Origin of the sequence: Pseudomonas fluorescens Q2-87, assembly GCF_000281895.1 — a bacterium.
GTDB classification, from domain to species: Bacteria; Pseudomonadota; Gammaproteobacteria; order Pseudomonadales; family Pseudomonadaceae; genus Aquipseudomonas; species Aquipseudomonas fluorescens_S.
This window is the reverse complement of record NZ_CM001558.1, coordinates 5777116-5801167: the sequence shown is the minus strand read 5'-3', so window position 1 is coordinate 5801167 and position 24052 is coordinate 5777116. Positions and strand designations below refer to the sequence as shown.

17 protein-coding genes and 2 pseudogenes are annotated in these 24052 nt (G+C 60.5%); 8 read left to right on the top strand and 11 right to left on the bottom strand.

All coding sequences use genetic code 11. The annotated features are described in order from the left end of the window. The first annotated feature begins 219 nt into the window (after nucleotides 1-219). Nucleotides 220-990, top strand: a complete 771-nt coding sequence (locus PFLQ2_RS02305; RefSeq protein WP_003186557.1) for a ParA family protein — start codon at nucleotides 220-222, stop codon at nucleotides 988-990. A 64-nt stretch (nucleotides 991-1054) separates the two neighbouring features. Here the strand turns inward: PFLQ2_RS02305 and trxC are convergent, their stop codons facing one another. Together trxC and ycaC are read right to left on the bottom strand one after the other, a co-directional pair. Then, on the bottom strand, nucleotides 1055-1477 hold the full coding sequence (gene trxC, locus PFLQ2_RS02310) for a thioredoxin TrxC (protein ID WP_003186556.1): 423 nt from the start codon (nucleotides 1475-1477) through the stop codon (nucleotides 1055-1057). Between the two features lie 173 nt (nucleotides 1478-1650). Then, nucleotides 1651-2277, bottom strand: coding sequence for an isochorismate family cysteine hydrolase YcaC (gene ycaC / locus PFLQ2_RS02315; protein WP_003186555.1), 627 nt, complete (start codon nucleotides 2275-2277; stop codon nucleotides 1651-1653). A gap of 206 nt (nucleotides 2278-2483) precedes the next feature. Between ycaC and PFLQ2_RS02320 the strand changes: the two genes are divergently transcribed. From PFLQ2_RS02320 to PFLQ2_RS02335, 4 genes are all read left to right on the top strand, one after another. After that, on the top strand, nucleotides 2484-3389 hold the full coding sequence (locus PFLQ2_RS02320; RefSeq protein WP_033046324.1) for a LysR family transcriptional regulator: 906 nt from the start codon (nucleotides 2484-2486) through the stop codon (nucleotides 3387-3389). A 245-nt stretch (nucleotides 3390-3634) separates the two neighbouring features. Then, entirely contained in the window at nucleotides 3635-3913 is a 279-nt protein-coding gene (locus tag PFLQ2_RS02325; protein WP_003186553.1) for a hypothetical protein, read from the top strand. A gap of 163 nt (nucleotides 3914-4076) precedes the next feature. Beyond that, nucleotides 4077-4373 carry a type II toxin-antitoxin system HigB family toxin gene (locus PFLQ2_RS02330; RefSeq protein WP_003186552.1) on the top strand — a complete coding sequence of 99 codons (297 nt, stop codon included), beginning with the start codon at nucleotides 4077-4079 and terminating at the stop codon, nucleotides 4371-4373. Next, nucleotides 4370-4771: a helix-turn-helix domain-containing protein gene (locus PFLQ2_RS02335; protein WP_003186551.1), complete on the top strand. Its 402-nt coding sequence runs from the start codon at nucleotides 4370-4372 to the stop codon at nucleotides 4769-4771. The genes PFLQ2_RS02330 and PFLQ2_RS02335 overlap by 4 nt, the downstream gene beginning before the upstream one ends. A 180-nt stretch (nucleotides 4772-4951) precedes the next feature. Here the strand turns inward: PFLQ2_RS02335 and selO are convergent, their stop codons facing one another. From selO to PFLQ2_RS31110, 5 genes and pseudogenes are all read right to left on the bottom strand, one after another. Next, nucleotides 4952-6415, bottom strand: coding sequence for a protein adenylyltransferase SelO (gene selO / locus PFLQ2_RS02340; protein WP_003186550.1), 1464 nt, complete (start codon nucleotides 6413-6415; stop codon nucleotides 4952-4954). Between the two features lie 37 nt (nucleotides 6416-6452). Next, nucleotides 6453-9815: a mechanosensitive channel MscK gene (mscK, locus tag PFLQ2_RS02345; RefSeq protein WP_003186549.1), complete on the bottom strand. Its 3363-nt coding sequence runs from the start codon at nucleotides 9813-9815 to the stop codon at nucleotides 6453-6455. Nucleotides 9816-9849: 34 nt separating this feature from the next. Further along, the gene (locus PFLQ2_RS02350) at nucleotides 9850-11592 is read right to left on the bottom strand and encodes a potassium/proton antiporter (RefSeq protein ID WP_003186548.1); all 1743 of its coding nucleotides are present in this window, start codon (nucleotides 11590-11592) and stop codon (nucleotides 9850-9852) included. A 267-nt stretch (nucleotides 11593-11859) separates the two neighbouring features. Continuing rightward, a pseudogene (locus PFLQ2_RS31115) lies at nucleotides 11860-12459 on the bottom strand (methyl-accepting chemotaxis protein); the annotation flags it as partial. Nucleotides 12460-12762: 303 nt separating this feature from the next. Continuing rightward, nucleotides 12763-13419 (bottom strand): annotated as a pseudogene (locus PFLQ2_RS31110) (MCP four helix bundle domain-containing protein); the annotation flags it as partial. A gap of 323 nt (nucleotides 13420-13742) precedes the next feature. On the opposite strand from PFLQ2_RS31110, the gene PFLQ2_RS02360 reads away from it, so the two are divergent. Continuing rightward, nucleotides 13743-13973, top strand: a complete 231-nt coding sequence (locus tag PFLQ2_RS02360; RefSeq protein ID WP_003186546.1) for a hypothetical protein — start codon at nucleotides 13743-13745, stop codon at nucleotides 13971-13973. After that, nucleotides 13970-14272, top strand: coding sequence for a cell division protein ZapA (locus PFLQ2_RS02365; RefSeq protein WP_003186544.1), 303 nt, complete (start codon nucleotides 13970-13972; stop codon nucleotides 14270-14272). Before PFLQ2_RS02360 ends, PFLQ2_RS02365 begins: the two co-directional genes overlap by 4 nt. 220 nt (nucleotides 14273-14492) lie before the next feature. On the opposite strand, the gene PFLQ2_RS02370 is transcribed toward PFLQ2_RS02365, so the two are convergent. Next, nucleotides 14493-16295, bottom strand: a complete 1803-nt coding sequence (locus PFLQ2_RS02370) for an acyl-CoA dehydrogenase (RefSeq protein WP_003186542.1) — start codon at nucleotides 16293-16295, stop codon at nucleotides 14493-14495. A gap of 238 nt (nucleotides 16296-16533) precedes the next feature. After that, nucleotides 16534-20487 (bottom strand): trifunctional transcriptional regulator/proline dehydrogenase/L-glutamate gamma-semialdehyde dehydrogenase, encoded by a 3954-nt coding sequence (putA, locus tag PFLQ2_RS02375; protein WP_003186541.1) that lies wholly within the window; start codon nucleotides 20485-20487, stop codon nucleotides 16534-16536. 463 nt (nucleotides 20488-20950) lie between these two features. On the opposite strand from putA, the gene putP reads away from it, so the two are divergent. Next, complete coding sequence (gene putP, locus PFLQ2_RS02380; protein WP_003186540.1) at nucleotides 20951-22435, top strand: sodium/proline symporter PutP; 1485 nt, start codon at nucleotides 20951-20953, stop codon at nucleotides 22433-22435. Nucleotides 22436-22521: 86 nt separating this feature from the next. On the opposite strand, the gene PFLQ2_RS02385 is transcribed toward putP, so the two are convergent. Then, on the bottom strand, nucleotides 22522-23385 hold the full coding sequence (locus tag PFLQ2_RS02385; protein ID WP_088021804.1) for a heparin lyase I family protein: 864 nt from the start codon (nucleotides 23383-23385) through the stop codon (nucleotides 22522-22524). After that, nucleotides 23382-23876, bottom strand: coding sequence for a DUF2165 family protein (locus PFLQ2_RS02390; protein WP_003186538.1), 495 nt, complete (start codon nucleotides 23874-23876; stop codon nucleotides 23382-23384). Before PFLQ2_RS02390 ends, PFLQ2_RS02385 begins: the two co-directional genes overlap by 4 nt. Between the last annotated feature and the right edge of the window lie 176 nt (nucleotides 23877-24052).

The following is a 24052-nucleotide window of genomic DNA, read 5'->3' as shown; positions in this document are numbered from 1 at the left end:
CCCAGCAAAATGTACGGGTTTGTTCGTTGCAGGTCCTGCATCGGCTATTGTCCTGATCATGAAGCGCCTGTCTGTCGCCTATGTCTGTCATTCTCCGGGCGAATTGACGCTCCCATTGTGGGAAAAGCCACCAATGCTGTAGTCCTTCTACGCAGAAGGTAGCTAAGCGGTGTAACGGCCTACTACACTCGGGAATCTTTGATACACGGAGGTTTTGACATGCGGCGCGTGGTGTTCAATCAGAAAGGGGGCGTGGGCAAGTCCAGCATCGCCTGCAACCTGGCGGCGGTCAGCGCCAGCGAGGGGTATCGCACGCTGTTGATTGACCTGGATGCCCAGGCCAATTCCACTCAGTACCTGACAGGCCTGACCGGCGATGACATTCCCATGGGCATCGCTGATTTCTTCAAGCAGACCTTATCGTCGGGACCTTTCTCGAAGAAGAACAAGGTGGATATCTACGAGACGCCGTTCGACAACCTGCACGTTATCACCGCCACTGCGGAGCTGACGGATCTGCAGCCCAAGCTCGAGGCGAAACACAAGATCAACAAGCTGCGAAAATTGCTTGAAGAGCTGGATGAGGATTACGACCGGATTTACCTGGATACGCCGCCGGCGTTGAATTTCTATGCCGTTTCGGCGCTGATTGCCGCCGATCGAGTGCTGATTCCCTTCGATTGCGACAGTTTCTCCCGCCAGGCGTTATACGGCCTGTTGGCAGAGATCGAAGAGCTCAAGGACGACCATAACGAAGGCCTGGAAGTCGAAGGCATCGTCGTCAACCAGTTCCAGGCCCGCGCCAGCCTGCCACAGCAAATCCTCGACGAACTGATTGCCGAAGGCCTGCCGGTGTTGCCGGTATACTTGAGCAGTTCGGTGCGCATGCGCGAATCCCACCAGGCGAGCCTGCCGCTGATCCACCTGGACCCACGGCACAAGCTGACCCAGCAGTTCGTGGAATTGCATGGGTTGCTGGAAAGCGCCTGACTTGCTGGCTATGCAAACCCAATGTGGGGGCGAGCAAGCCCGCTCCCACTGTTGTGAAAAGGCTTCAGATTCCCTGGCTACGCAACCACTCCATCAATTGCGGCAGCGGAAATGCACCGCTCTGGCGCGCCACTTCCCGACCGTCCCTGAACAGGATCAGGCTGGGAATCGAGCGAATCCCCAACTGCGCCGATAATTGCTGATTGGCCTCACTGTCGAGCTTGGCCAACCGGCATTTACCCGTCAGCTGCGCGGCGGCCTGCTCGAACACGGGGGCGAAGGACTTGCACGGCCCGCACCAATCGGCCCAGACGTCCACCAGCAATGGCAGGTCGCCCTTGATCTGGCTGGCGTAGTCGCCTTGCTTGAGTTCGAACGGTTTGTTCAATAGCACTTGGGCCTTGCAGCGCCCGCACTTGGGCTGGTCGCCCAGGCGTTCGGCGGGGATGCGGTTGAGCCCGTTGCAATGGGGGCAGGGGATCAGCATCGGGTCGGTCTCCAGGAAAAATCGTTGGCACAGATTGAACACTATATACAGACCACCACAAAACCTGTGGGAGCGGGCTTGCTCGCGAAGGCGATGTATCAGACACATAGATGTCGACTGATACTCCGCCTTCGCGAGCAAGCCCGCTCCCACATTTAGTACAGTGTTGCCGATTATTTCCCGTTGGTCAGGGTGTTATAGCTGGTCATCAGGTTGCGGTAGTCCGGGATGTGGTTGGAGAACAAGGTTGCCAACCCTTCCACATCGTTGCGCCAGTCGCGGTGCAACTCACAGGCCAGGCCGAACCAGGTCATCAGTTGGGCGCCCGAGGAGGACATGCGGTCCCAGGCCGATTGACGGGTCAGTTCGTTGAACGTGCCGGACGCATCGGTGACCACGAACACATCGAAACCTTCGGCCAGGGCCGAGAGTGCCGGGAAGGCTACGCAGACTTCAGTGACGACGCCGGCGATGATCAGTTGCTTCTTGCCGGTGGCCTTGATCGCCTTGACGAAATCTTCGTTGTCCCAGGCGTTGATCTGGCCAGGACGGGCGATGTACGGCGCGTCTGGAAACAGGGTCTTGAGTTCTGGCATCAGCGGGCCGTTAGGGCCGGTTTCGAAGCTGGTGGTGAGGATGGTCGGCAGTTGGAAGTATTTCGCCAGGTCCGCCAGGGCCAGCACGTTGTTTTTGAAGCGGTCCGGATCGATGTCACGTACCAGGGACAGCAGGCCAGCCTGGTGGTCGACCAGCAGAACGGCGGCGTTATCTTTGTCGAGACGGTTGTAGGAAGTAGTCATGGCGTAGCCCTCATTAAGTTTTGGTTGCCGAAGGTTTCGGCGTGGTTAAGGTTTTTAATGTCGGTATAGCGATTGATCGGTGACTCATCCGGTCGAAGCGCCCGGCTTCAATCCGTGTTGCGTTTCGATGGGTGTAGATTAAAACTCGCACCTTTGATGCGCTAGACTGCGAAAATCCGCCTTAGCGTTCTATTTGGAGAACGGTCATCGAAGACCTCAATACGCTGTATTACTTCACCCAGGTGGTCGAACACCGCGGTTTCGCCGCTGCTGGCCGTGCGCTGGACATGCCCAAGTCCAAGCTCAGCCGACGCATTGCCCAGTTGGAAGAACGGCTCGGCGTGCGGTTGCTCCATCGCACCAGTCGCCACTGCACGTTGACGGAGATCGGTCAGGCCTATTACCAGCGCTGCCTGGCGATGCGGGTCGAGGCCGAGAGCGCGGCCGAAGTGATCGAGCGCAACCGTTCCGAACCCCAGGGGTTGGTGCGCATCAGTTGCCCGACAGCGCTGCTCAACAGTTGGGTCGGGCCGATGCTGACCCGCTACATGCAGAAGTACCCGCGGGTTGAGTTGTTTATCGAGAGCACCAACCGCCGGGTCGACCTGATTCATGAAGGCTTTGATATCGCTTTGCGGGTGCGCTTTCCGCCGCTGGAAAACACCGACATGGTCATGAAAGTGCTGAGCAACAGTACCCAGTGCCTGGTGGGCAGCCCGGATTACCGCGAGCGCCTGTCGTCCCCCGCGTCCCCGGCGGACCTCAACGGTTTGCCAAGCGTGCATTGGGGCGGGGCGCAGCGTGAATACCAGTGGGAATTGTTCGGCCCGGACGGTACCCGGGCGTTGATCCGCCATGAGCCGCGCATGGTCACCGATGACCTGCTGGCCCTGCGTCATGCCGTGCTGGCCGGCATCGGCGTCGCTCACCTGCCTACGGTGGTAGTGCGCGAGGACATTGCTGCCGGGCGGCTGGTGGAACTGGTGCCGGGCTGGACGCCGAAGTGCGGGATCGTCCATGCGATCTTCGCTTCACGACGCGGGTTGCTGCCGTCGGTGCGTACGCTGATCGATTTCCTCGCCGAGGAATTCAGCCACAGCGACATGGCTTAGCGTGGAGGCAGCCAAACCACTGCGTTTTCCATGTGGGAGCGGGCTTGCTCGCGAAGAGGCCGGCACATTCGATAGAGATACCGTCCATCAGGCCGTCTTCGCGAGCAAGCCCGCTCCCACAGAGGCTTACATTCCGGGTTTGTACCAGATTCATCAAGGTTGCCATTCATCAGGTGTGCCGCACTGAAAAGGTGTCGCGGCCTCAAAAAGACACAACGTACCTGTTTGCAACCTCAGGAGGTCCCATGAACCATTCTCAAGACCCAACCACCCCACAGGCAGTGGATAGCCCCAACGACGACGGCTTTGTCCTCGGCACCGCCGGCCGCGACGAAGACCCCAACGCCGCCCCGGCCTACGCCATCGATAGCCGCCACGACCGCGATGAGCTGACTCCCGAAGATGCCCGTGGTATGCCCGGTTACCCCGAGGAAAAACCGTCGGAAAAACCGGCCGACAAGGACAATGCCGAAGCCGAGCCGGGGATCGAGACGCCGGAGCAAGGGAACGATAAGGTGGGGTGAGCTGGGCTCACATCCACTCACATTTTTTAACGAAGCTCGAAGCATTGGCTAACTAGGCTAAAACGAATTCGGGCGGGCGTCCGTCTGAAGGAGTGTATCGCAACTTGCGATATTTGCGATCTGTGTTTAACTCTTCCATAGCAAAATGCGATAAGGACGTTGCATGCATGTGATCACTGAGAAACGCATTTGGGAGGCCAAGGAAAAATGGCCGCGCTCAGCTGGCGCGCTGGATCAATGGTATCGGCTTATCAAGCGCAACAGCCCTGCTGACTTCGCTGCGATGAAGTCCATTTTTCCCGCAACCGATAAGGTCGGTCCGTTACATGTGTTCGATATTGGTGGCAATAAGTTGCGACTGATCGCCGTGGTTCGCTACCGGCCGCAGCGCTTGTACATCAAATGCGTGCTGGATCATCACGAATACGATAGAGGCAAGTGGAAGGAGGAAAAAGGATGAGCGCACTGATAGAACAAGTCGCCGCCCATTGGGAGTTTGTGTCGCCTCTGCTGCGCAAGCCCAAGAGCGAAGAGGATTATGACCGGTTGGCTGCTGCTCTTGATGAATTGTTGGCCTTGGTGGGCGATGACGAAGCCCATCCGCTCATGAGTCTGGTGGATATTATCGGTGAATGGATCGAGGCATGGGATCACGAGCATCGACCGATGCCCAGGGGGAGCGGCGTCGCAGCGCTTCGTTACCTGATGCGTGAACATGGCTTGAACCAGAGCGATTTGCCGGGTGTTGGTACTCAGTCGGTGGTGTCGGAGGTATTGAGCGGTAAGCGTCAGCTCAATTTGAGGCAGATCCGTTGGTTGGCGGAGCGCTTTTGTGTCTCGGTTGAAACATTCATTTGATGACCTGAAATACCAATTCGCTTTTGTGGCGAGGGAGCTTACTCCCGCTCGGCGGCGCAGCCGTCGTAAAGCCGGTTGACGCGGTCTGCCTGGAAGTCCGTGTCAGTCCAGCTTGGGGCGGCTGCGCCGCCCAGCGGGAGCTAGCTCCCTCGCCACGGGGCTATGTATTTGGCAGGAAGGTTACGACGAGCAGCTGATCTCCAGATGCTTGCCCCACTCCGGCGGACGTTGCGCGTAGTTGTCCATGCCCGGTTGTTCTTCGAATGGTCTGCTCAGAACGGTATGCAAGCGGCGCACTTCGTCGTAGTCGCCTGATTCGGCGGCGTCGATGGCTTTTTGCGCCAGGTAGTTGCGCAGCACATACAGCGGATTGACGGCGTGCATGCGGATGCGGCGTTGGTCTTGATCAACAGGGCCTTCGCGATTCACCCGGGCGACATAAAGCTCGCCCCAGGCATCGAAGCCCTTGAGGTCGACGAAATCATCACGCAGGGTGGCGACGGCTTGTTCGGGAGACTGATCGCCCAGCCGACGGAAGAACAGGCTGTAGTCGACGCCGCTGTTTTGCATCAATTGCAGCAGCCGCTCCAACAGTTTCTGGTCATCCTCCTCGGCACTCGTCAGGCCGAGGCGACGGCGCATCAGGTCCAGGTAGTGAGCCTGGAAGAGTGGCAGGTACAAACCGAGGGTCTCGCGCAGGGCTTCGACACTGATGAAGGGCGTCAAGGCCTGGGCCAGGGCGCTGAGGTTCCACTGGCCGATCGGCACCTGATTGCTGAAGGAATAGCGGCCCTGATCGTCGGAGTGATTGCAGATGAAGTTGGCGTCGAAATCGTCGAGGAAAGCGAACGGCCCAAAATCGAAGGTGATGCCCAGGATCGACATATTGTCGGTGTTCATCACGCCGTGACAAAACCCGTAGGCCTGCCATTTGGCAATCAGTTCGGCGTTGCGCTCGACGATTTCCCGGAACATCGCCAGGTACGGCTCCGGTTGTTCGCGACACTCGGCGAAGTGCAGGTTCAACACATGCTCGGCGAGGGCCGCTTGCAGCTCGGGCTTCTTGGTGTAGTAGAAATATTCGAAATGCCCGAAGCGCACGTGGCTGGGTGACAGGCGCAGCACCATGGCGGCGCGCTCTTGTTTTTCGCGCCATACCGGGGTGTCCGAACCGATCACGCACAAAGCGCGAGTGGTTGGGATGCCCAAGGCGTGCAAGGCTTCGGAGGCGAGGAATTCGCGGATCGAGGAGCGCAACACCGCGCGCCCGTCGCCCATCCGCGAAAATGGCGTCTGGCCGGCACCTTTTAGGTGCAAGTCCCAATGTTCGCCGGCCTCGTTGTACACCTCACCCAACAGCAACCCACGGCCATCGCCCAACTGCGGGTTGTAATGGCCGAACTGGTGCCCCGAATACACCATTGCCCGGGGTTCGGTTTCGGCCCAGAGCTTGTGGCCGCCGAAAATCTCGGCGAACAGCGGCGTCTCGGCTTCTGCCGGGTCCAGGTCCAGCAGCGCCATGGCGGCTGGGCTGGCAACCACCAGGCGCGGATTATCGATGGCCTCGGGCAGCACATGCGCCGAAAAACCGTCGCCCAGGCGGGCAAAACGGTTATCGAAGGTCAGCGTTTCCAGTGTCTTCATGGGCGTCTCCGGCGGGGCGCCCTCAGGCAACCCACGATCAATCGAGAGTGCCTTGCGGCGGCTCGGGCACCGGTTTGATGCTGGCGACCGCCGAAGGCTCAGGCGTAATGGACTTTTTATCGGGCTCGGCAGGCACCAGTTTGTACTCCTGGCCTTGCATGTTCTTCAGATAGATTTCCATCTGACGGAAGGAGATGTTGATATGTTCCTTCTTGAACTCCCGGTTGATGAAGCGGTTGATCTCGTCCAGCACCGGGTTGCGGTCGCCAAGGTCGCGCACATGCATGCGCAGTTCGTGGTCCAGGGTACTCTCGCCGAAGTTCAGGAAGTACACGATCGGTTCCGGTTCCTTCAATACCCGTGGGTTTTCACGGGCCGCTTTCAGCAGCAACTCGCGAACCCGATCCAGGTCCGAGCCGTAATCCACGCCCAGTTTCAGGGTCACCCGGGTGACGGTGTCGGTCAGCGACCAGTTGATCAGTTGTCCGGTGATGAACGTCTTGTTCGGGACGATGATGTCCTTGCGGTCGAAGTCGGTGATGGTGGTCGCACGGATGCGAATCTTGCTGACCGTGCCCGACAGGTTGCCGATGGTAATGGTGTCGCCGATCCGCACCGGACGCTCGAACAGGATCATGATCCCGGAGATGAAGTTGGCGAAAATCTCCTGCATGCCGAAACCCAGGCCCACCGACAGCGCGGCCACCAGCCATTGCAGCTTGTCCCAACTCACGCCGAGCGTAGACAGCGTGGTGACGAAACCAACGCCGGCGATCACATAGGACAGCAGCGTGGTGGTGGCATAGGCACTGCCCTGGGCCAGGTTCAGCTTCGACAGTACGAACACTTCCAGCAGACCTGGCAGGTTGCGCGCCAGGGCGAAGGTGATGCCGATGATGATCAGCGCCCCGAGCATGTCGCCAATGCTGATGGGCACCATGCTCATGTTGACGCCGGTGCCGCTGGTGTATTCGTAGAGGGTGATGTTATCCAGGTAGGAGAACACACTGATCAGGTCCGACCACACCCAGTACAGTGCGGCCATGAAGCCACCCAGCAGGGCGAGACGGATCAGGCGCAGGGACTGTTCGTTGACCTTTTCGATGTCCAGGGTCGGTTCCTCGACCACCGCTTCGCCGTCGCCGGCCTCCTTGGCCGCTTGGCGCTTGGCCAGGGCCCGCTGGTACGCCAGGCGCCGCGCCGCGACTGACAGGCCGCGCACGAAGGTGGCTTCGATCACCAGCCAGAACATCAACAAGTACAGGGTGTTGATCAACCGGTCGCTGAGCTTCAGCGCGGTGTAGTAGTAACCGAAGCACACCGCCACGAACAGCGCGATGGGCAGCGCGGTGAACATCACCCCGACAGCCTTGCGAAACAGCGAGGTGTTCTGGTGCGTCGGGCTGCTCAGTAGCAGGCGGCTGAGTAACCATGCCATCAGGGCGTAGCAAGTCAGCACCACCGGCATGCCGAGTACGTCATCGGCCAGGGTTGCAGGTTGCAACTCGGCCACGGCCACCACGGCCACCAACGCTAATACCACCAGCCCGAGTCGACGGATCCAGCCTTGGAGGAATTCGACCTGGGGTTTCTCCCAGCGGAAATGCAACTCGGCCACACCGCCCGGCGCCAGCACTCGATAAGCGGTGTAGAACACCAGCCAGGCCTGGCCGATCTGCAGCAGCGCTGCGCCGAGGTTGGCGTTCTGGCCGCGGGCGTCAATCTGCAACGCATAGCCACAGAGTGTCAGCGCCAGGGCCACCGGCATCGCCAGCAGGATATTGATGAGGATCGCCTGGGGGGTGTGCCATTGGCTGTCGCGCTTGAAGTGGCCGACGTCCTGGTGAACCTTGTTCAAGCGAGCATAGAGATTCTTGCGCCGCCACAGCAGCGCGCCGATCAGCAGCGCCAGGGGCAGGAACAGCAGGGGGCGCTGGGTCAGGCCATCGGCCAGCTCGCTGAGGCTCGAAGCCCAGGGCAGCGAGTCGATCTGTTTTTCCAGGCGTGCCGGCACGGCACGCATCCATTCGAAATCCAGCGGCTTGTTGCTGGGAATCCAGAACATCTGCTCTTCGAGGGTCGCCCGCAGGCTCTGGGCCGTGCTGAGCAACTGCTTCTGATTGAGCTGCAAGGTGATGGATTCGTTGAGTACCGCGCTCAATTCACGGTTCAGGCGTTCCAGCAAGTCGACACGGGTCAATGCCAGCTCAAGCAGCGCCTTGCGCAGTTGCGGTGTGGCTTGCTCCGATGGCTGAGAGGCCAGCAGGCCGTCGACGTAAGCGCTTGGGTTGCTGAGCAATTCGCGTTGTTGGCTGACTTCGAACTGGTACAGACGGATATCGGCGATCTGGTCGGCCAGGTTCTGGTCCAACTTCAGGCGCGGCAATGTCTGGCGCTGCTTATACAGAATCTTGGAGAGCAACAGGCTGCCCTTCAGCACGCTGATCTGCTCGTCCAGGGCGGCGTCGGTCTGGGTGACGCTGTCCAGCAATTGCTTGGTCTGCAAATTCTGCTGGGTGACCTCGTTGAGGCGGTCGGTGCTTTTGAGCAAGTAGTCGGAGAGCTTCAGGTTGGTCGAGCTTTCGGTCGCCAGCAGACTGCTGCCACCGGCCTTCTGGGCTTCGATGGATTGCTGGGTCACGGTTTGCTGGGACTGGGCCAGGCGCTTCTGGTTGATCAGGTTTTGCAGGTCCTGTATCTCCTGCTCCATGCGGGCGATTTTTTCCATCAGCAAGTCATGCTGGCCGTTGCCCAGGTCCTGCAGTTGGCTGTTGCCGGCCAGTTCCTGGCGGCGCAGCGGAATCAGCGCATTGAGCGCCGCCAGTTCGGCGTTGAGCTGGTCGCGCTGTTCGCTGCTCAGGGCTTTGCCGGCGTCGCGGCCGGCCTTGAGGATGGTGTTGATCTGCTGAATGCGGGTCTGGCTGCTGGAAATTTCCGCCTGCGCGCGCTCGGGACGGGTCTGGGCCGTGATGATCAGGCTGTTGGCGTCGGCCAAGGCTTTTTGCAGATCGCTCTGCTGGGTGGAGCGTTCCGTCAGCATCTGTTCGAGCTGGGGAATCGGCAGGTTGGCGTAGCGTTGCGCCACCGGCACCACCATGGTGCCCTTGAGCCGCGCCAGCTCGCGCTGATTCTCGATGTTCTGCTTGGGCGCATTGGCCAGTTGCTGTTTAAGGGCGAGCAGCTTCTGCTCGTAGTCGGCCTGGTTGGCGAGCTGGGTCAGCGTCCCTTGCAATACGGCCTGCAGGGCTTTCTGGTCGGCTTCCGGCAGCTTGCGGTCGGCGATCTTGTCCAGGCTGGCCTGCACCGAGGCACTGGTGGGCTGTTCAGCGGCTTGCAGCGTGCAGACAGAGAGACTCAGGCCCAGCAGGGCGATGGCAAAGAAGGAGCGCAGGGTAGGCATAGAGACCGGTCAAGCAAGTGAGAGTGGGAGCAGTTTAGAGGAACAAGCCGGGACCCGGGCGACTTCCTTCGGGGAATCTGACGCCCACTTTGCCGATCTTGTTCCCGTCCATGGCCGCGACAGTCCAGAGGGTGTTGTTCCAGTCCACCTGGTCACCGACCACGGGGGCACCGCCGACTTTCTGGGCGATGAAGCGGCCCAGGGACATGTCCGGATCGATACCGTCCAGCTTCAGCCCGTACAGGGCAGCAACCGCAGCCAACTGGGCGTCTCCTTCGAGTACGAAGTCGCCGAAGAAGCGCAGATCCAGACCCCGTTGCGGTGCCTGGCTGAACAGTTTTCCGAGGGCTGGCAAGTCGTGTTCATGGCCGATAACGCACAGTAAATCATCGACTTCCAGCACCGTACTACCCGACGGATGGAGCAATTGCTGGCCGCGAAACAGTGCCGCGATGCGCGTTCCGTCGGGCATTTTCAGGTCTCGCAGGGGCGAGCCGATGCACCATTTTTCGGCGCCGAGGCGATAGATGAACAACTCCCACTCGCTGGTGACGTGCACTTCCAGCGCCGCCCGGGAAATCGGCAGTGGCTCCGGCGGGACAGTCACATGCAGCAACTTGGCGACCCATGGCAGGCTCGTGCCCTGTACCAGCAGCGAGACCAGCACGATAAAGAACGCCAGGTTGAAATAGAGCTGGGCGTGAGGCAGGCCGGCCATCAAGGGGAAGACTGCGAGGATGATCGGCACCGCGCCGCGCAGGCCGACCCAGGAAATGAACGCCTTCTCGCGGCCATGGAAAGCCTTGAACGGCAGCAGGCCCACCCATACCGACAAAGGACGGGCGAACAGGATCATCCACAGCGCCAGGCCCAAGGCAGGCAGGGCAATAGGCAGCAGGTCATGGGGCGTGACCAACAACCCAAGCACCAGGAACATGCCGATCTGTGCCAGCCAGGCCATGCCATCGAGCATATGCAAGATGCCATGACGGCTGCGCACCGGGCGGTTGCCGATCACCAGGCCGCAGAGGTAAACCGCCAGGAAGCCGCTGCCATGCAAGGCGTTGGTCAGGGCGAACACGGCCAGGCCACCGCTGATGACCAGGATCGGATAGAGACCGTTGGCCAGGTTGATACGGTTGACCAACTGCAGCATCACCCAGCCGCCGCCCAGGCCGAGCACCGCACCGATGCCGAACTCGCGCACCAAATGTCCGAGCAGGCTCCAATGCAGGCCGGTTTCACCGCTGGCGAGCATGCCGATCAGCGTGACGGTGAGGAACACCGCCATGGGGTCGTTGCTGCCGGACTCGATCTCAAGGCTGGCGCTGACCCGTTCGTTCAGGCCCTTGCCACCCAACAGCGAAAACACCGCCGCGGCATCGGTCGAACCGACGATGGCGCCAATCAACAAGCCTTGGATCAGGTTCAGATTGAACAGCCACGCCGCCGCCAGGCCGGTCAGCCCGGTGGTGATCAACACGCCAACGGTGGCCAGCGACAACGCCGGCCACAGCGCCACGCGGAAACTCGACACCCGCGTGCGCAAGCCGCCGTCCAGCAGGATGACCGCCAGGGCGAGGTTGCCGACCAGGTAGGCCGTTGCGTAGTTATCGAAAAGAATACCGGCGCCGTCGACACCGGCCACCATGCCCACGGCCAGGATGATCACCAGGATCGGGATGCCCAGGCGGGATGAAAGAGAACTCACCAGAATGCTCGCACCTACCAGCAACGCGCCGATCAAGAACAGGCTGTTGATGGTCGTCGCAGTCAAAGGCAGTACTCCGGAAAGCTGAGGGCGGGCGCAGACTGACCATGCAGTCTGCGTGCCAGCGATTCTAACCTGTTGAAATGTGATGCTGTCAAAAAAGGTTTGGGATTGAGGTACAAGCGCGGCAGCAATACTGTGGCGAGGGAGCTTGCTCCCGCTCGGCGGCGAAGCAGTCGTCGCTTTTGAGGTCCTGGGGCCGCTTCGCCGCCCAGCGGGAGCAAGCTCCCTCGCCACAGAGCGGGTCGATCAGCGATCAACCCGGCAGGTAGGTCAGAGGCTGAACCGTCCGACCATGCTGTTGAGGTCCACGGCCAGGCGCGACAGTTCATTGCTGGCGGCGCTGGTCTGGTTGGCGCCGGTGGCCGATTGCACCGACAGGTCGCGAATGTTCACCAGGTTGCGGTCCACTTCACGGGCCACCTGGGCCTGTTCTTCGGCGGCGCTGGCGATCACCAGGTTGCGTTCGTTGATCTCGACGATGGCCGAGTTGATCGTGTCCAAGGACATGCCGGCACCGCGGGCGATGTTCAGGGTCGATTCGGCGCGTTCGGTGCTGTTGCGCATCGAGTCCACGGCCTGTTCGGTGCCGCTCTGGATGCTGCCGATCATGCGCTCGATCTCGCTGGTCGACTGCTGGGTGCGATGGGCGAGGGCGCGAACTTCGTCGGCGACGACCGCAAAACCACGACCGGCCTCACCGGCACGGGCGGCTTCGATGGCTGCGTTCAACGCCAGCAGGTTGGTCTGGTCGGCCAGGCCGCGGATGACGTCGAGCACCTTGCCGATGTCGCGGGATTCTTCGGCCAGGTTGCCGATCAGCGTGGCGGTGCTTTGCACATCGCCGCTCATGCGTTCGATGGCACTGACGGTTTCCTGCACCAGGTCGCGGCCGTCGCCTGCCGAGGTAGTGGCGTTTCTCGAGGCTTCGGAGGTGCTGACCGCGTTACGCGCGACTTCTTCCACGGCGCTGGTCATCTCGTTGACTGCGGTGGCGGCCTGTTCGATTTCATTGTTCTGCTGGGTCAGGCCACGGGCGCTTTCGTCGGTGACGCTGTTGAGTTCTTCAGCGGCGGAGGCCAATTGCGTGGCCGAACCGGAAATCCGCTGCAAGGTGTCGCGCAGCTTTTCCTGCATGGTCGCCATCGCCCGCAGCAGGCGCCCGGCTTCGTCGCTGCCATCGACCGTGATCGGTCGGGTCAGGTTGCCCTTGGCGATTTCTTCAGCTGCATCCAGGGCGCTGCTGATCGGACGGGTAATGCTGTTGGTCAGCAGCCAGGCGAACAGCAGAGTCAGACCGGTGGCGATGACCAGCAGCGTGACGACCCAATTAAACGCCGACGAGTACTGCTGTGCAGCGCCTTGGTTAAGCGCCTCGGCTTGTCGGTTGTTGATTTCCAACAGGCGATTGATCGCCGCATTGATTGCGTCGGAGTTGGTGAGCATTTCGGAGTTGAGCAGCGCTTGCAACTGGTCGATCTGATTGTTGCGCGAGAGGGTCTTCATCCGCTCTTCTAGCTGACGGTACTGATTAAGCAACTGCGCATATTGGTCGTAGGCGGTTCGCTCGTCCGGCGCGCTGATGAGCTTTTCGTAATTGGCCTGCGCTTCGCGGATCTGCTGGTTGCGTTGCTCGAACAGCTCATAGGTCTTTTGCTGGACGTCGGGTTCGCGATTGGTCAGCAGGCGATAGGACAGCACGCGAAGGCGCAGGGTGAGTTGGGTGAACTCGTCCAGGGCCTTGATGCTGGGTACGCTGTTCTGGACGATGGTGTCGCCCGATACGCGGATTTTGCTCATCTGGGTCAGGGCAAATACCCCAAGCGCCAGCATCAGGGCGCCGATCAGGGCAAACCCCAGGAACGCCCGCGGCGCGATGTTCATATTACGTAGAGACATGGAAAGTACCGTGAAGAAGCGCGTCCGTGCGGGGCTGTGACTGGTTACCTGGCTTATCGGTCCTGCGACTGGAGTCTTGAGGGCGATGCGTGCTTTTGTCGCACCGCAACGCGGTCGGCGCGACGAAGGGTAGGAACCAGAATCCTTGTTTACAGTCTTTACAGCTCGCGAGGGAAACACCGCTGCCCTCTGAGCCGTGGCGCTGGCGGTGACTTTTCTTTATCGTACGCGCCCCTTGAAAAAGACTGGAAATCAATATGTTGGAAGCATCCCTCAGCCAGCTGGAGCAACTGGTCAACGACCTGGTGCAACAGAACCGTCACCTCGCTGGACTGAACGAAACCCTGAGCGCCGAACTGGCGAAGGCCAAGGATGAAAACGAAAGCCTGCAACTGAACCTGATGGAACAGGAAGAACTGCACGGCGCCACCGCCGCCCGTATCCAGGCGCTGATCGAGCGCGCCAGCAGCGGTCCCGTCAGCGCATGAAGCATGCCGCCGATGGGGTGACAGTCGTTTCGATCCTTGGGGAAGATTATTCGATCAAGGCACCTGCCGGGCAGGAACAGGCCCTCCTGGACGCCGCTTCGATGCTCAAGGCTGCCCTGGCCGATACCAAGAGGAAATACCCGACGCTGATCGGTGATCGCCTGTTGGTGCTGGCGGCGATGAACCTGTGCTCGCAGCAGATGGAAATGCACAAGCAACATCAGGCGGAACTCGTCCGTTATGAAGAGCAAGTCAGCGCCACGGTCGAGGTGATTGCCAAGACGATCCAGCAAGCCTGAAGTCTTTCAGGACTAAGGGTTGTCGGTGATCCAAGTGTGGGAGCGGGCTTGCTCGCGAAGGCGGTGTATCAGTCGCAATTGATTTGCCTGATATACCGCCTTCGCGAGCAAGCCCGCTCCCACAGGTTTTTCAGGTGGATACAGGATCTATATTCACCCCGGCCTTCTGTGGGAGCGAGCCTGCTCGCGATTGGCCTTCAGCCGCGCCACAAGTCTCGCCTCAGAACCACTCATCCCGCATCTCCAGGCACGTATCATCCCGCGCCTCAAGAATCGCCAGGTCATGATGACAGCCCGGCACTTCCCACGTCAGGAAGTACCGCGCGGCCTGCAGCTTGCCTTTATAGAAGTCGCGGTCCGCGGCATTGCCCTTGGCCAGGCCTTCCTCGGCGCGAATCGCCTGTTCCAGCCAACGCCAGCCAATCACCATGTGGCCAAACACCTTGAGGTACAGCGCCGAGTTGGCGAGGCTGCTGTTCACTTTGCCTTGGCCCAGGTCCGTCAGCAGGCCGAGGGTGACCGTCTGCAGGCGTGCCACGAGGGTTTCCAGTGGCTGGCGCAAGGGTGTCAATGATTCGCGTGCTTGGGCGCGTTCAGTGGTGTCGGCCACCAGGCGGATCAGTTGCTTGAGCCCGGCGCCGTCGTTCTGCGCCAGTTTGCGTCCCAGCAGATCCAGGGATTGGATACCGTGAGTGCCTTCATGGATCGGGTTCAGGCGGTTATCGCGGTAGTACTGCTCCACCGGATATTCGCGGGTGTAGCCGTGGCCGCCAAGAATCTGGATCGCCAGCTCGTTGGCCTTCAGGCAAAACTCCGAAGGCCAGGATTTGACGATAGGGGTCAGCAGGTCCAGAAGCTCATGGGCACGTCGGCGCTCGGCTTCGCTTTCCAGTGTGGTGGTGTCGTCGAATAGCCGCGCCGCGTACAACCCAAGGTCAAACGAACCCTCGACGTAGGCCTTCTGGGTCAGCAGCATGCGGCGCACATCGGCGTGCTGGATGATTGCCACCGGGGCGGTGGTCGGGTCCTTGCTGTCGGGCACCCGGCCTTGCGGGCGCTCGCGGGCGTACTCAAGGGAATACAGGTAGCCGGCATAGCCCAGCATCACCGCGCCCATGCCGACACCGATCCGCGCCTCGTTCATCATCTGGAACATATAGCTCAAGCCGTGGTGCGGTTTTCCTACGAGGTAACCGACGCATTCACCGTTGTCGCCGAAATTCAACGCGGTGGAGGTGGTACCGCGCCAGCCCATTTTGTGGAATAGACCGGCCAGCAGCACGTCGTTGCGCTGGCCGAGGCTGCCGTCATCGTTGACCAGGAACTTGGGCACGATAAACAGCGAAATGCCCTTGACCCCCGGCGGCGCGTCCGGCAGTTTCGCCAGGACCATGTGCACGATGTTTTCCGACAACGGATGATCGCCGCCGGAAATGAAGATTTTGTTGCCTTTGAGCCGATAGGTGCCGTCGGACGCCGGCTCGGCGCGGGTCCGAATATCTGACAGGGATGAGCCCGCATGGGGTTCGGTCAGTGCCATGGTGCCGAAGAAGCGGCCGTCGATCATCGGTTGCAGGAAGCGCTGTTTCTGCTCCTCGCTACCAAAGCTTTCGATCAGGTTCGCCGCGCCCATGGTCAGGAACGGGTAAGAGGTGGATGCGGCGTTGGCCGACTGGAAGTGTGCGAAACAAGCCTGGGACAGCAGCGTTGGCAGTTGCATGCCCCCCGCGTCGAAGCTGCGCGCAGCGTTGAGAAAACCCGCTTCCAGGAACGCGTCCACCGCCGGCTTCACTTCCGGGATCAGAACGGCTTGGCCGTTTTCGTAGCGCGGTTCGTTTTCATCATTCTTGCGGTTGTGCGGCGCGAAATATTTCTCGGCGATGTTGCGGGCCGTCGCGAGGGCAGCGTCGAAGGTTTCACGATTATGTTCGGCAAACCGCTCGCGCTGGGTCAGGCCCTCGGCATCAAGGACTTCGTACAGCTCGAAAGCCAGATTGCGGGAACTGAGCAGCGTCTCGGACATGGCGGCCTACCTTTTTGGGAATGGGCCGAGTCTAGGCGTGGGGATAGAGGCTGAACAGGAAGATTGATGGCGGTGATGGAGGGGCGAGGTCGACACTAATCCAATGTGGGAGCGGGCTTGCTCGCGAAAGCGGTTGGTCAGCCAATCAATTGCGACTGATACACCGCTTTCGCGAGCAAGCCCGCTCCCACAGGACTCGATTGCCAGGCACCCATTGCAGGTGCCTGGTCTACAGCGCTTAGCCGATCGTCATCAGACTGGCGTTGCCACCCGCAGCAGCGGTGTTGACGCTCAAGGCCCGCTCGATCACCAGGCGCTCCAACGCAATGTTGGTTTCGCCCTGGGACAGACCATGGACCCCGACGATGGCGCCGGCGCGCTTGGCCACTTGCTGGCAAACGCCGCGCAGTTGGTCCGAGTCGCCGTGATGCAGGACGGCGTCGAACAGCACATCGTCCTTGGCCCAGTCGGACACCCGCTGGATGCGTGCCTGAATCACTTTCGGCAAGCGTGCGAACAAGGCTTTGCTGGTGTCGGTTTCCGGCCACACGGCCGAGCCGCCCACGGCCAGTACGGCGGCCAGTTGCGTCAGCAGGTCGCCTTCGACGTCGGCCAGGCACAGCACGTGTTCACGCGGCAGGATGGCGTAGCTGTTGCGCTCACCGGTCGGGCCGGTCAGTTGGCGGGTGATGCCGCTTTGCGATTGGGCCGCGAACTGCACGCACAGGGCGCTCAGTTCGGCCAGCTTCTGGCTGTCGGCCCAGGCTTGCAGGGCGGTCAGCGGTTTGCTCATGGCATCGCGCAGGCGCAGGTCCGGTGCTGTCAGGGCATCGCCACGGACGAAGGATTGCTGGATCGCATCGGTAGGACGGGTCGACAGCAGGCGGTACAGGTACAGCGGACCACCGGCTTTAGGGCCGGTGCCCGACAGGCCCTCGCCGCCGAACGGCTGTACCCCGACCACGGCACCGACGATGTTGCGGTTCACATAGACGTTGCCGGCATGGACGTTGTCGATCACTTTGGCAATGGTTTCGTCGATGCGCGTGTGGACGCCCAAGGTCAGGCCATAGCCGGAGGCATTGATCTGGCTGATCAATTGATCCAGTTCCTTGCGCTTGTAGCGCACCACGTGCAGCACCGGACCGAAGATTTCCCGTTGCAGTTCGTCGAAGCTTTCCAGTTCGATCAGCGTCGGCATTACAAAGGTGCCGCGCTTGCACTCGTCGCTGTCGGCAATTGCCATCTGGTACACGGTGCGACCTTTGTCGCGCATGGCCTGGATGTGTTTTTCGATGCTGGCCTTGGCTTCGGCGTCGATCACCGGGCCGATGTCCACGGACAGGCGCTCAGGGTTGCCGAGGCGCGATTCAGCCATGGCGCCCTTGAGCATTTCGATGACGCGGTCGGCGGAATCTTCTTGCAGGCACAGCACGCGCAGGGCCGAGCAACGCTGGCCAGCGCTGTCGAACGCCGAAGACACCACGTCGATGACCACTTGTTCGGTCAGCGCCGAAGAGTCGACGATCATCGCGTTCTGGCCACCGGTTTCGGCGATCAGCGGGATCGGACGGCCCTGGTTGTCCAGGCGGCCGGCGATGTTGCGCTGCAACAGGCGCGCGACTTCGGTGGAGCCGGTGAACATCACGCCTTTGACCCGATCGTCGCCGACCAGGCGGGCACCCACGGTTTCGCCACGGCCCGGCAGCAATTGAAGCACACCTTCCGGAATGCCGGCTTCGAGCATCAGGCGCACCGCCTGGGCGGCCACCAACGGCGTCTGCTCAGCAGGCTTGGCCAGCACCGGGTTACCGGCGGCCAGGGCAGCGGCCACTTGGCCACTGAAAATCGCCAGCGGGAAGTTCCATGGGCTGATGCAGACCACCGGGCCCAATGGGCGGTGGGCGTCGTTAGTGAAATCGTTGCGTGCCTGCACCGCGTAGTAGCGCAGGAAGTCCACGGCTTCACGCACTTCGGCGATGGCGTTGGCGAAGGTCTTGCCGGCTTCGCGAGCCAGCAGACCCATCAGTGGCTGGATCTCGCCTTCCATCAAATCGGCGGCACGCTCCAGGATCGCAGCACGTTCGGCCGGCGGCGTGGCCTGCCAGATCGGCGCTGCATTGAGGGCGCACTGGATAGCATTGTCGACGTCGACGACCGTAGCTTCCTGTACATGGCCAACCACGTCGCGCTGATCGGACGGGTTCAGCACCGGCAGCGGCGTTTCTTCGCTGGCGGCGCAGCCGAGCATCGGCACGGCTTTCCAGTCGTTATGGGCGGTGGCCAGCAGGGCGCACGACAGCGAGGCCAGGCGATGCTCGTTGGCCAGGTCGATGCCGCTGGAGTTGGCGCGTTCGCTGCCGTACAGGTCGCGCGGCAGAGGGATGCGCGGATGCGGCAGGCCGAAACCGCCTTCCAGGGTTGCCATTTGCTCGATGCTGGCCACTGGATCGGCCACCAATTCCTGGATGGAAATGGATTGGTCGGCGATACGGTTGACGAACGAGGTGTTCGCGCCGTTTTCCAGCAGGCGACGAACCAGGTAAGCCAGCAGCGTCTCGTGGGTCCCCACCGGGGCGTACACACGGCACGGACGGTTCAGCTTGCCTTCGGAAACCTTGCCTACAACTTGTTCGTACAGCGGTTCGCCCATGCCGTGCAGGCACTGGAATTCGTACTGTCCCGGGTAATAGTTCTGACCGGCGATGTGATAAATGGCCGACAGGGTATGGGCGTTGTGCGTAGCAAATTGCGGGTAGATGACTTCCGGCACCGAGAGCAACTTGCGGGCGCAGGCAATGTAGGACACGTCGGTGTACACCTTGCGGGTGTACACCGGATAGCCTTCCAGGCCTTCAACCTGGGCGCGCTTGATCTCGCTGTCCCAGTACGCGCCTTTTACCAGGCGGATCATCAAGCGATGACGGCTGCGGCGAGCCAGGTCGATCACATAGTCGATCACGTACGGGCAACGCTTCTGGTACGCCTGGATCACGAAGCCGATGCCGTTCCAGCCGGTCAACTGCGGCTCGAAGCACAGGCGCTCGAGCAGGTCCAGGGACAGTTCGAGGCGGTCGGCTTCTTCGGCGTCGATGTTCAAGCCGATGTCGTATTGCTTGGCCAGCAGGGTCAGCGACAACAGGCGCGGGTACAGCTCGTCCATGACACGTTCGTATTGGGCGCGGCTGTAACGCGGGTGCAGGGCCGAAAGCTTGATGGAAATGCCCGGGCCTTCATAAATCCCACGACCATGGGAGGCTTTGCCGATCGAATGAATGGCTTGTTCGTACGAGGCCAGGTATTTCTGAGCGTCATGTTCGGTGAGCGCGGCTTCACCCAGCATGTCGTAGGAATAACGGAAACCCTTGGATTCGAACTTGCTCGCGTTGGCCAGGGCTTCGGCGATGGTTTCGCCGGTGACAAACTGCTCGCCCATCAGGCGCATGGCCATGTCGACGCCCTTGCGGATCATCGGCTCGCCACTCTTGCCGATGATCCGGCTCAGGGAGGAGGTCAGGCCTGCTTCATTATGGGTGGCGACCAGCTTGCCGGTCAGCAGCAAGCCCCAGGTGGCGGCGTTGACGAACAGCGACGGGCTGTTGCCCAGGTGTGGTTGCCAATTGCCGGTGCTGATCTTGTCGCGGATCAGCGCATCGCGAGTGCCCTTGTCCGGGATACGCAGCAGTGCCTCGGCCAGGCACATCAGCGCCACGCCTTCCTGGGAAGACAGGGAAAATTCCTGCAGCAGGCCCTGGACAATGCCTGCACGGCCGCCAGCGCTCTTCTGGTTACGCAGTTTTTCAGCAATCGAAGCCGCCAGCTTGTTGGTGGCCTCGGCCATTTGCGCCGGCAGGCGGGCCTGCTCGATCAGCATCGGCACGACTTCCGGCTCCGGTCGACGGTAAGCAGCGGTGATGGAGGCGCGCAGGACCGATTGCGGCAGGATGCTCTCGGCAAACTCCAGGAAGCACTGGTGAGCGTGGTCGACTTGGACCTCGCCTGCGTCATCGCTGTCGGCACGGGTCGAACCGTTCAGCTCGGTCAGGGTTGCACCACCCTCGAGTTTTTCCAGGTAATTGAAAATTGCCTGCTTGATCAGCCAGTGAGGCGTGCGATCAATCGAGGTTGCGGCCGCCTTGAGGCGTTCGCGGGTCGGGTCGTCGAGTTTGACCCCGAGGGTGGTGGTAGCCATATTTTTATCCTCATGTTTGCCACGTATGGCGTGGCATCAGCTGGCGGCAAGATTAGCTGCGCGCTGAACGAGGTGCAACCGGGTGCAACCCTTTTTTTCTCGAAATGACCGGCTGTTCATCAGGAAGCGGGTGAGGGGCTGTCGAGCCTGCACTGCCTTAGTGCTTTAACTGATAAGTCGGGCGTGCGAACTGCACTAAAAGGGAGCAAAAAACACAGTTTTCGGGAGAAAACCGATCAGGTGCAACTGATTCGAGCGAAACAGGTTGCACCTCATTTCATTTGTTGAATAGCATTCGCGGCCAAGGTGCAACCGGTTCGTAACCGAGGGGCATCGGCTGATGGCTTTCCTGGGGAAACATCAGTCATAAATTCGCGGGACTGCAAATCGTCGCTACAACGTCTGTGTTGTCGGCGCTTTCAACTGCCACCGCTACATAAAAACAAAGCCAGGGCGTAATTCAATGAGTGTTAGCAATCCCACCCTGATCACTTTCGTGATCTACATCGCAGCCATGGTCCTGATCGGCCTGATGGCTTATCGCTCCACCAACAACCTTTCCGACTACATCCTGGGCGGCCGTAGCCTCGGTAGCGTGGTGACGGCGCTGTCCGCCGGTGCCTCCGACATGAGCGGCTGGTTGTTGATGGGTTTGCCTGGCGCTATCTACATGTCCGGCCTGTCGGAAAGCTGGATCGCCATTGGCCTGATCGTTGGCGCCTACCTGAACTGGCTGTTCGTGGCCGGTCGCCTGCGGGTGCAGACCGAGCACAACGGCGACGCACTGACCCTGCCGGATTATTTCTCCAGCCGTTTCGAAGATAAAAGCGGCGTGCTGCGGATCATCTCTGCCGTGGTGATCCTGGTGTTCTTCACCATCTACTGTGCCTCCGGCATCGTGGCCGGCGCCCGTTTGTTCGAAAGCACTTTCGGCATGTCCTACGAGACCGCGCTGTGGGCCGGTGCCGCCGCGACCATTGCCTACACCTTTGTTGGTGGCTTCCTGGCCGTGAGCTGGACCGATACCGTACAAGCCACCCTGATGATCTTCGCGCTGATCCTCACGCCGATCATCGTGCTGCTGGCGACTGGCGGCGTGGACACCACGTTCCTGGCCATCGAAGCGAAAGATCCTTCGGCCTTCGACATGCTGAAAAACACCACATTCATCGGTGTGATCTCGCTGATGGGTTGGGGCCTGGGCTACTTCGGCCAACCGCACATCCTGGCGCGCTTCATGGCGGCCGATTCGGTCAAGTCGATCGCCAACGCTCGTCGCATCTCCATGACCTGGATGATCCTGTGCCTGGGCGGCACCGTGGCCGTCGGTTTCTTCGGCATCGCCTACTTCTCGGCGCACCCGGAAGTGGCCGGTCCCGTCAGCGAAAACCATGAACGCGTGTTCATCGAGCTGGCCAAACTGCTGTTCAACCCGTGGGTTGCCGGTGTGTTGCTGTCGGCGATTCTCGCGGCGGTGATGAGCACCTTGAGCTGCCAGTTGCTGGTGTGCTCCAGTGCCCTGACCGAAGACTTCTACAAAACTTTCCTGCGTAAAAGCGCTTCCCAGCTGGAACTGGTTTGGGTCGGCCGCGCCATGGTGCTGTTGGTGGCATTGATCGCCATCGCCCTGGCCGCCAACCCGCAAAACCGTGTGCTGGGCTTGGTGAGCTACGCCTGGGCCGGTTTTGGTGCTGCGTTCGGCCCTGTTGTCCTGATCTCCGTGATCTGGAAAAACATGACCCGTAACGGCGCGCTGGCCGGCATCCTCGTGGGTGCGATCACCGTGATCGTCTGGAAGCACTTCGAACTGCTGGGCCTGTACGAAATCATCCCGGGCTTCATATTCGCCAGCCTGGCCATCTACTTCGTCAGCAAGATGGGCTCGCCTACCGCCGGTATGCTGCAGCGCTTCGAAGCGGCTGAAAAAGATTTCCGCCTGAACCAGTAAGGTTTTCAGCGAGGTCTTGATGGCTCGCTTGAGGGCTTGACCAAAACGGCCCGTCTCCCATGGAGACGGGCCATTTTTTATGGGCGTCAATTACAGGTCTGTTCTACATCTTCATAGGTGGTGCCTATTTTCAGACCGGAAATGTAATTTTTGACATCGTCCATGACGCCCGGCTGGTGCTTGTTATAGGCACCCCATTTAGGCTCGTTTGCACTCCTGTTCGCACCGTCCCAGGTCCTACCGAAAAATCGCTCCAGGCCATTGCTGAATGTCTGCACTTGACCCTCGAACCACAGCTCTGCCCAGCCGCGGGCCGATTGATTGGACGTATGGATGGCCAACACGACGCAATACCATTTGAACGGCTCAATCGGCTTGGTCCAGATCACGCCGGAGATATCGTCTGGCGTGCCGTAGTAGAACAGTCTCAAGTAGCCGTCCTTGGCATTCATCAGAAACGGATAGTTTTGTTGATGGCCTGTTTCATAGGACTTCCATTGGAAGGGGTGATGATTGCTGTGGGTGTCATTCAGCTTGAATGACCAGCCGATGAAGTAGGTTTTGTCTTGCTCGAATACATAAGGGGTGTGATTGGGGCCGGTTCTTATGCTGCGTGCCTCGCAGCGGGGCTCCCCGGCGCTCTTGTGGAACAGCCAGGCTTTGCCCCGGACGGCATCGTCGGTCACGGTGATGCTGGACGGGGCCGGGCATTCGCTTACGGCGTTCAGGAAGATTTTTTCCTTACCGATGGGGTTGGCAGCGTCGCCATCCCAGATCAATTGAGCCTCTGCGCGGGGGCAAAGGTAGAAGACCGCGATCAAACACGCAGCAAAAAGCGAGGAATGTGTCATCGATGATGATTCCTGAAGTTCCGGATCTTGTTTTGATGTATGGATTTCAACGCTGGAGCGCGCGGGCGGAAGAGCCTCCGCAACGCTCTGGCCACTCATGCCCTGTCGGGGTCCGCCTGGTTGAGGAATATCAACACGCCGAGGATCGCCATGTAGAACCTGAACGCGGCGTCCTGGCCATTCCAGGTGTCTGACTGCCACATCAGGAACCATTCGCCGCCGACAACCATGAAGCCAAAGAACCAGACGAAGAAGCCCACCGTCAAACCAGCCACGGTCCATCCCTTGGCGCGTTCGAACACCTTGGCCTCGGCCTTGCGCGCCTGCCACAGCTTCAGCGCGCCGTAACCCAGCAGCCCGGCCGTCGCCGCTTCGCCGAAAATGATCGACCAATAGGCGCTGTGCCACAGCCATGGCTGGTCGATGGCGCGGTACCGGGCGGCGTTGTCAGGGAAGGTGGTGTCCATGCTCAGCACGTGATGGACGAAATTGAAGTTGGAGCCATAGTCCGTGATGTTGTTGAACACGGTCAGGAAGGCGAATGCGGCGAGCGCCAGGGTCATGGCGATCTTTGCGTAGCGAATGGTCATGCGTCGCGTCCTTTGCTTTTTCCGAGCCAGGAACGTTAGCACGCCCTGTTGCGGTCCGAGCCTCGTCACGTTGTAAGACCTTGCTGATTGATATGTACGAAGGTTTCCGGTGGTCACGGTGCATGGAATGTCTATCGGAAAATACAGCACGTGCCGCGGCTTTTGGCGTTCAGCAT

Excerpts from the sequence above, each read along its gene's own strand:
- PFLQ2_RS02365 (WP_003186544.1), top strand. The coding sequence starts at position 13,970 with ATGAAGCATGCCGCCGATGGGGTGACAGTCGTTTCGATCCTTGGGGAA.
- mscK (WP_003186549.1), bottom strand. The coding sequence starts at position 9,815 with ATGCCTACCCTGCGCTCCTTCTTTGCCATCGCCCTGCTGGGCCTGAGT.
- PFLQ2_RS02385 (WP_088021804.1), bottom strand. The coding sequence starts at position 23,385 with ATGAGTGGCCAGAGCGTTGCGGAGGCTCTTCCGCCCGCGCGCTCCAGC.
- ycaC (WP_003186555.1), bottom strand. The coding sequence starts at position 2,277 with ATGACTACTTCCTACAACCGTCTCGACAAAGATAACGCCGCCGTTCTG.
- PFLQ2_RS02325 (WP_003186553.1), top strand. The coding sequence starts at position 3,635 with ATGAACCATTCTCAAGACCCAACCACCCCACAGGCAGTGGATAGCCCC.
- PFLQ2_RS02330 (WP_003186552.1), top strand. The coding sequence starts at position 4,077 with ATGCATGTGATCACTGAGAAACGCATTTGGGAGGCCAAGGAAAAATGG.
- putA (WP_003186541.1), bottom strand. The coding sequence starts at position 20,487 with ATGGCTACCACCACCCTCGGGGTCAAACTCGACGACCCGACCCGCGAA.
- PFLQ2_RS02390 (WP_003186538.1), bottom strand. The coding sequence starts at position 23,876 with ATGACCATTCGCTACGCAAAGATCGCCATGACCCTGGCGCTCGCCGCA.
- PFLQ2_RS02305 (WP_003186557.1), top strand. The coding sequence starts at position 220 with ATGCGGCGCGTGGTGTTCAATCAGAAAGGGGGCGTGGGCAAGTCCAGC.
- PFLQ2_RS02360 (WP_003186546.1), top strand. The coding sequence starts at position 13,743 with ATGTTGGAAGCATCCCTCAGCCAGCTGGAGCAACTGGTCAACGACCTG.
- PFLQ2_RS02370 (WP_003186542.1), bottom strand. The coding sequence starts at position 16,295 with ATGTCCGAGACGCTGCTCAGTTCCCGCAATCTGGCTTTCGAGCTGTAC.
- selO (WP_003186550.1), bottom strand. The coding sequence starts at position 6,415 with ATGAAGACACTGGAAACGCTGACCTTCGATAACCGTTTTGCCCGCCTG.
- PFLQ2_RS02335 (WP_003186551.1), top strand. The coding sequence starts at position 4,370 with ATGAGCGCACTGATAGAACAAGTCGCCGCCCATTGGGAGTTTGTGTCG.
- putP (WP_003186540.1), top strand. The coding sequence starts at position 20,951 with ATGAGTGTTAGCAATCCCACCCTGATCACTTTCGTGATCTACATCGCA.
- trxC (WP_003186556.1), bottom strand. The coding sequence starts at position 1,477 with ATGCTGATCCCCTGCCCCCATTGCAACGGGCTCAACCGCATCCCCGCC.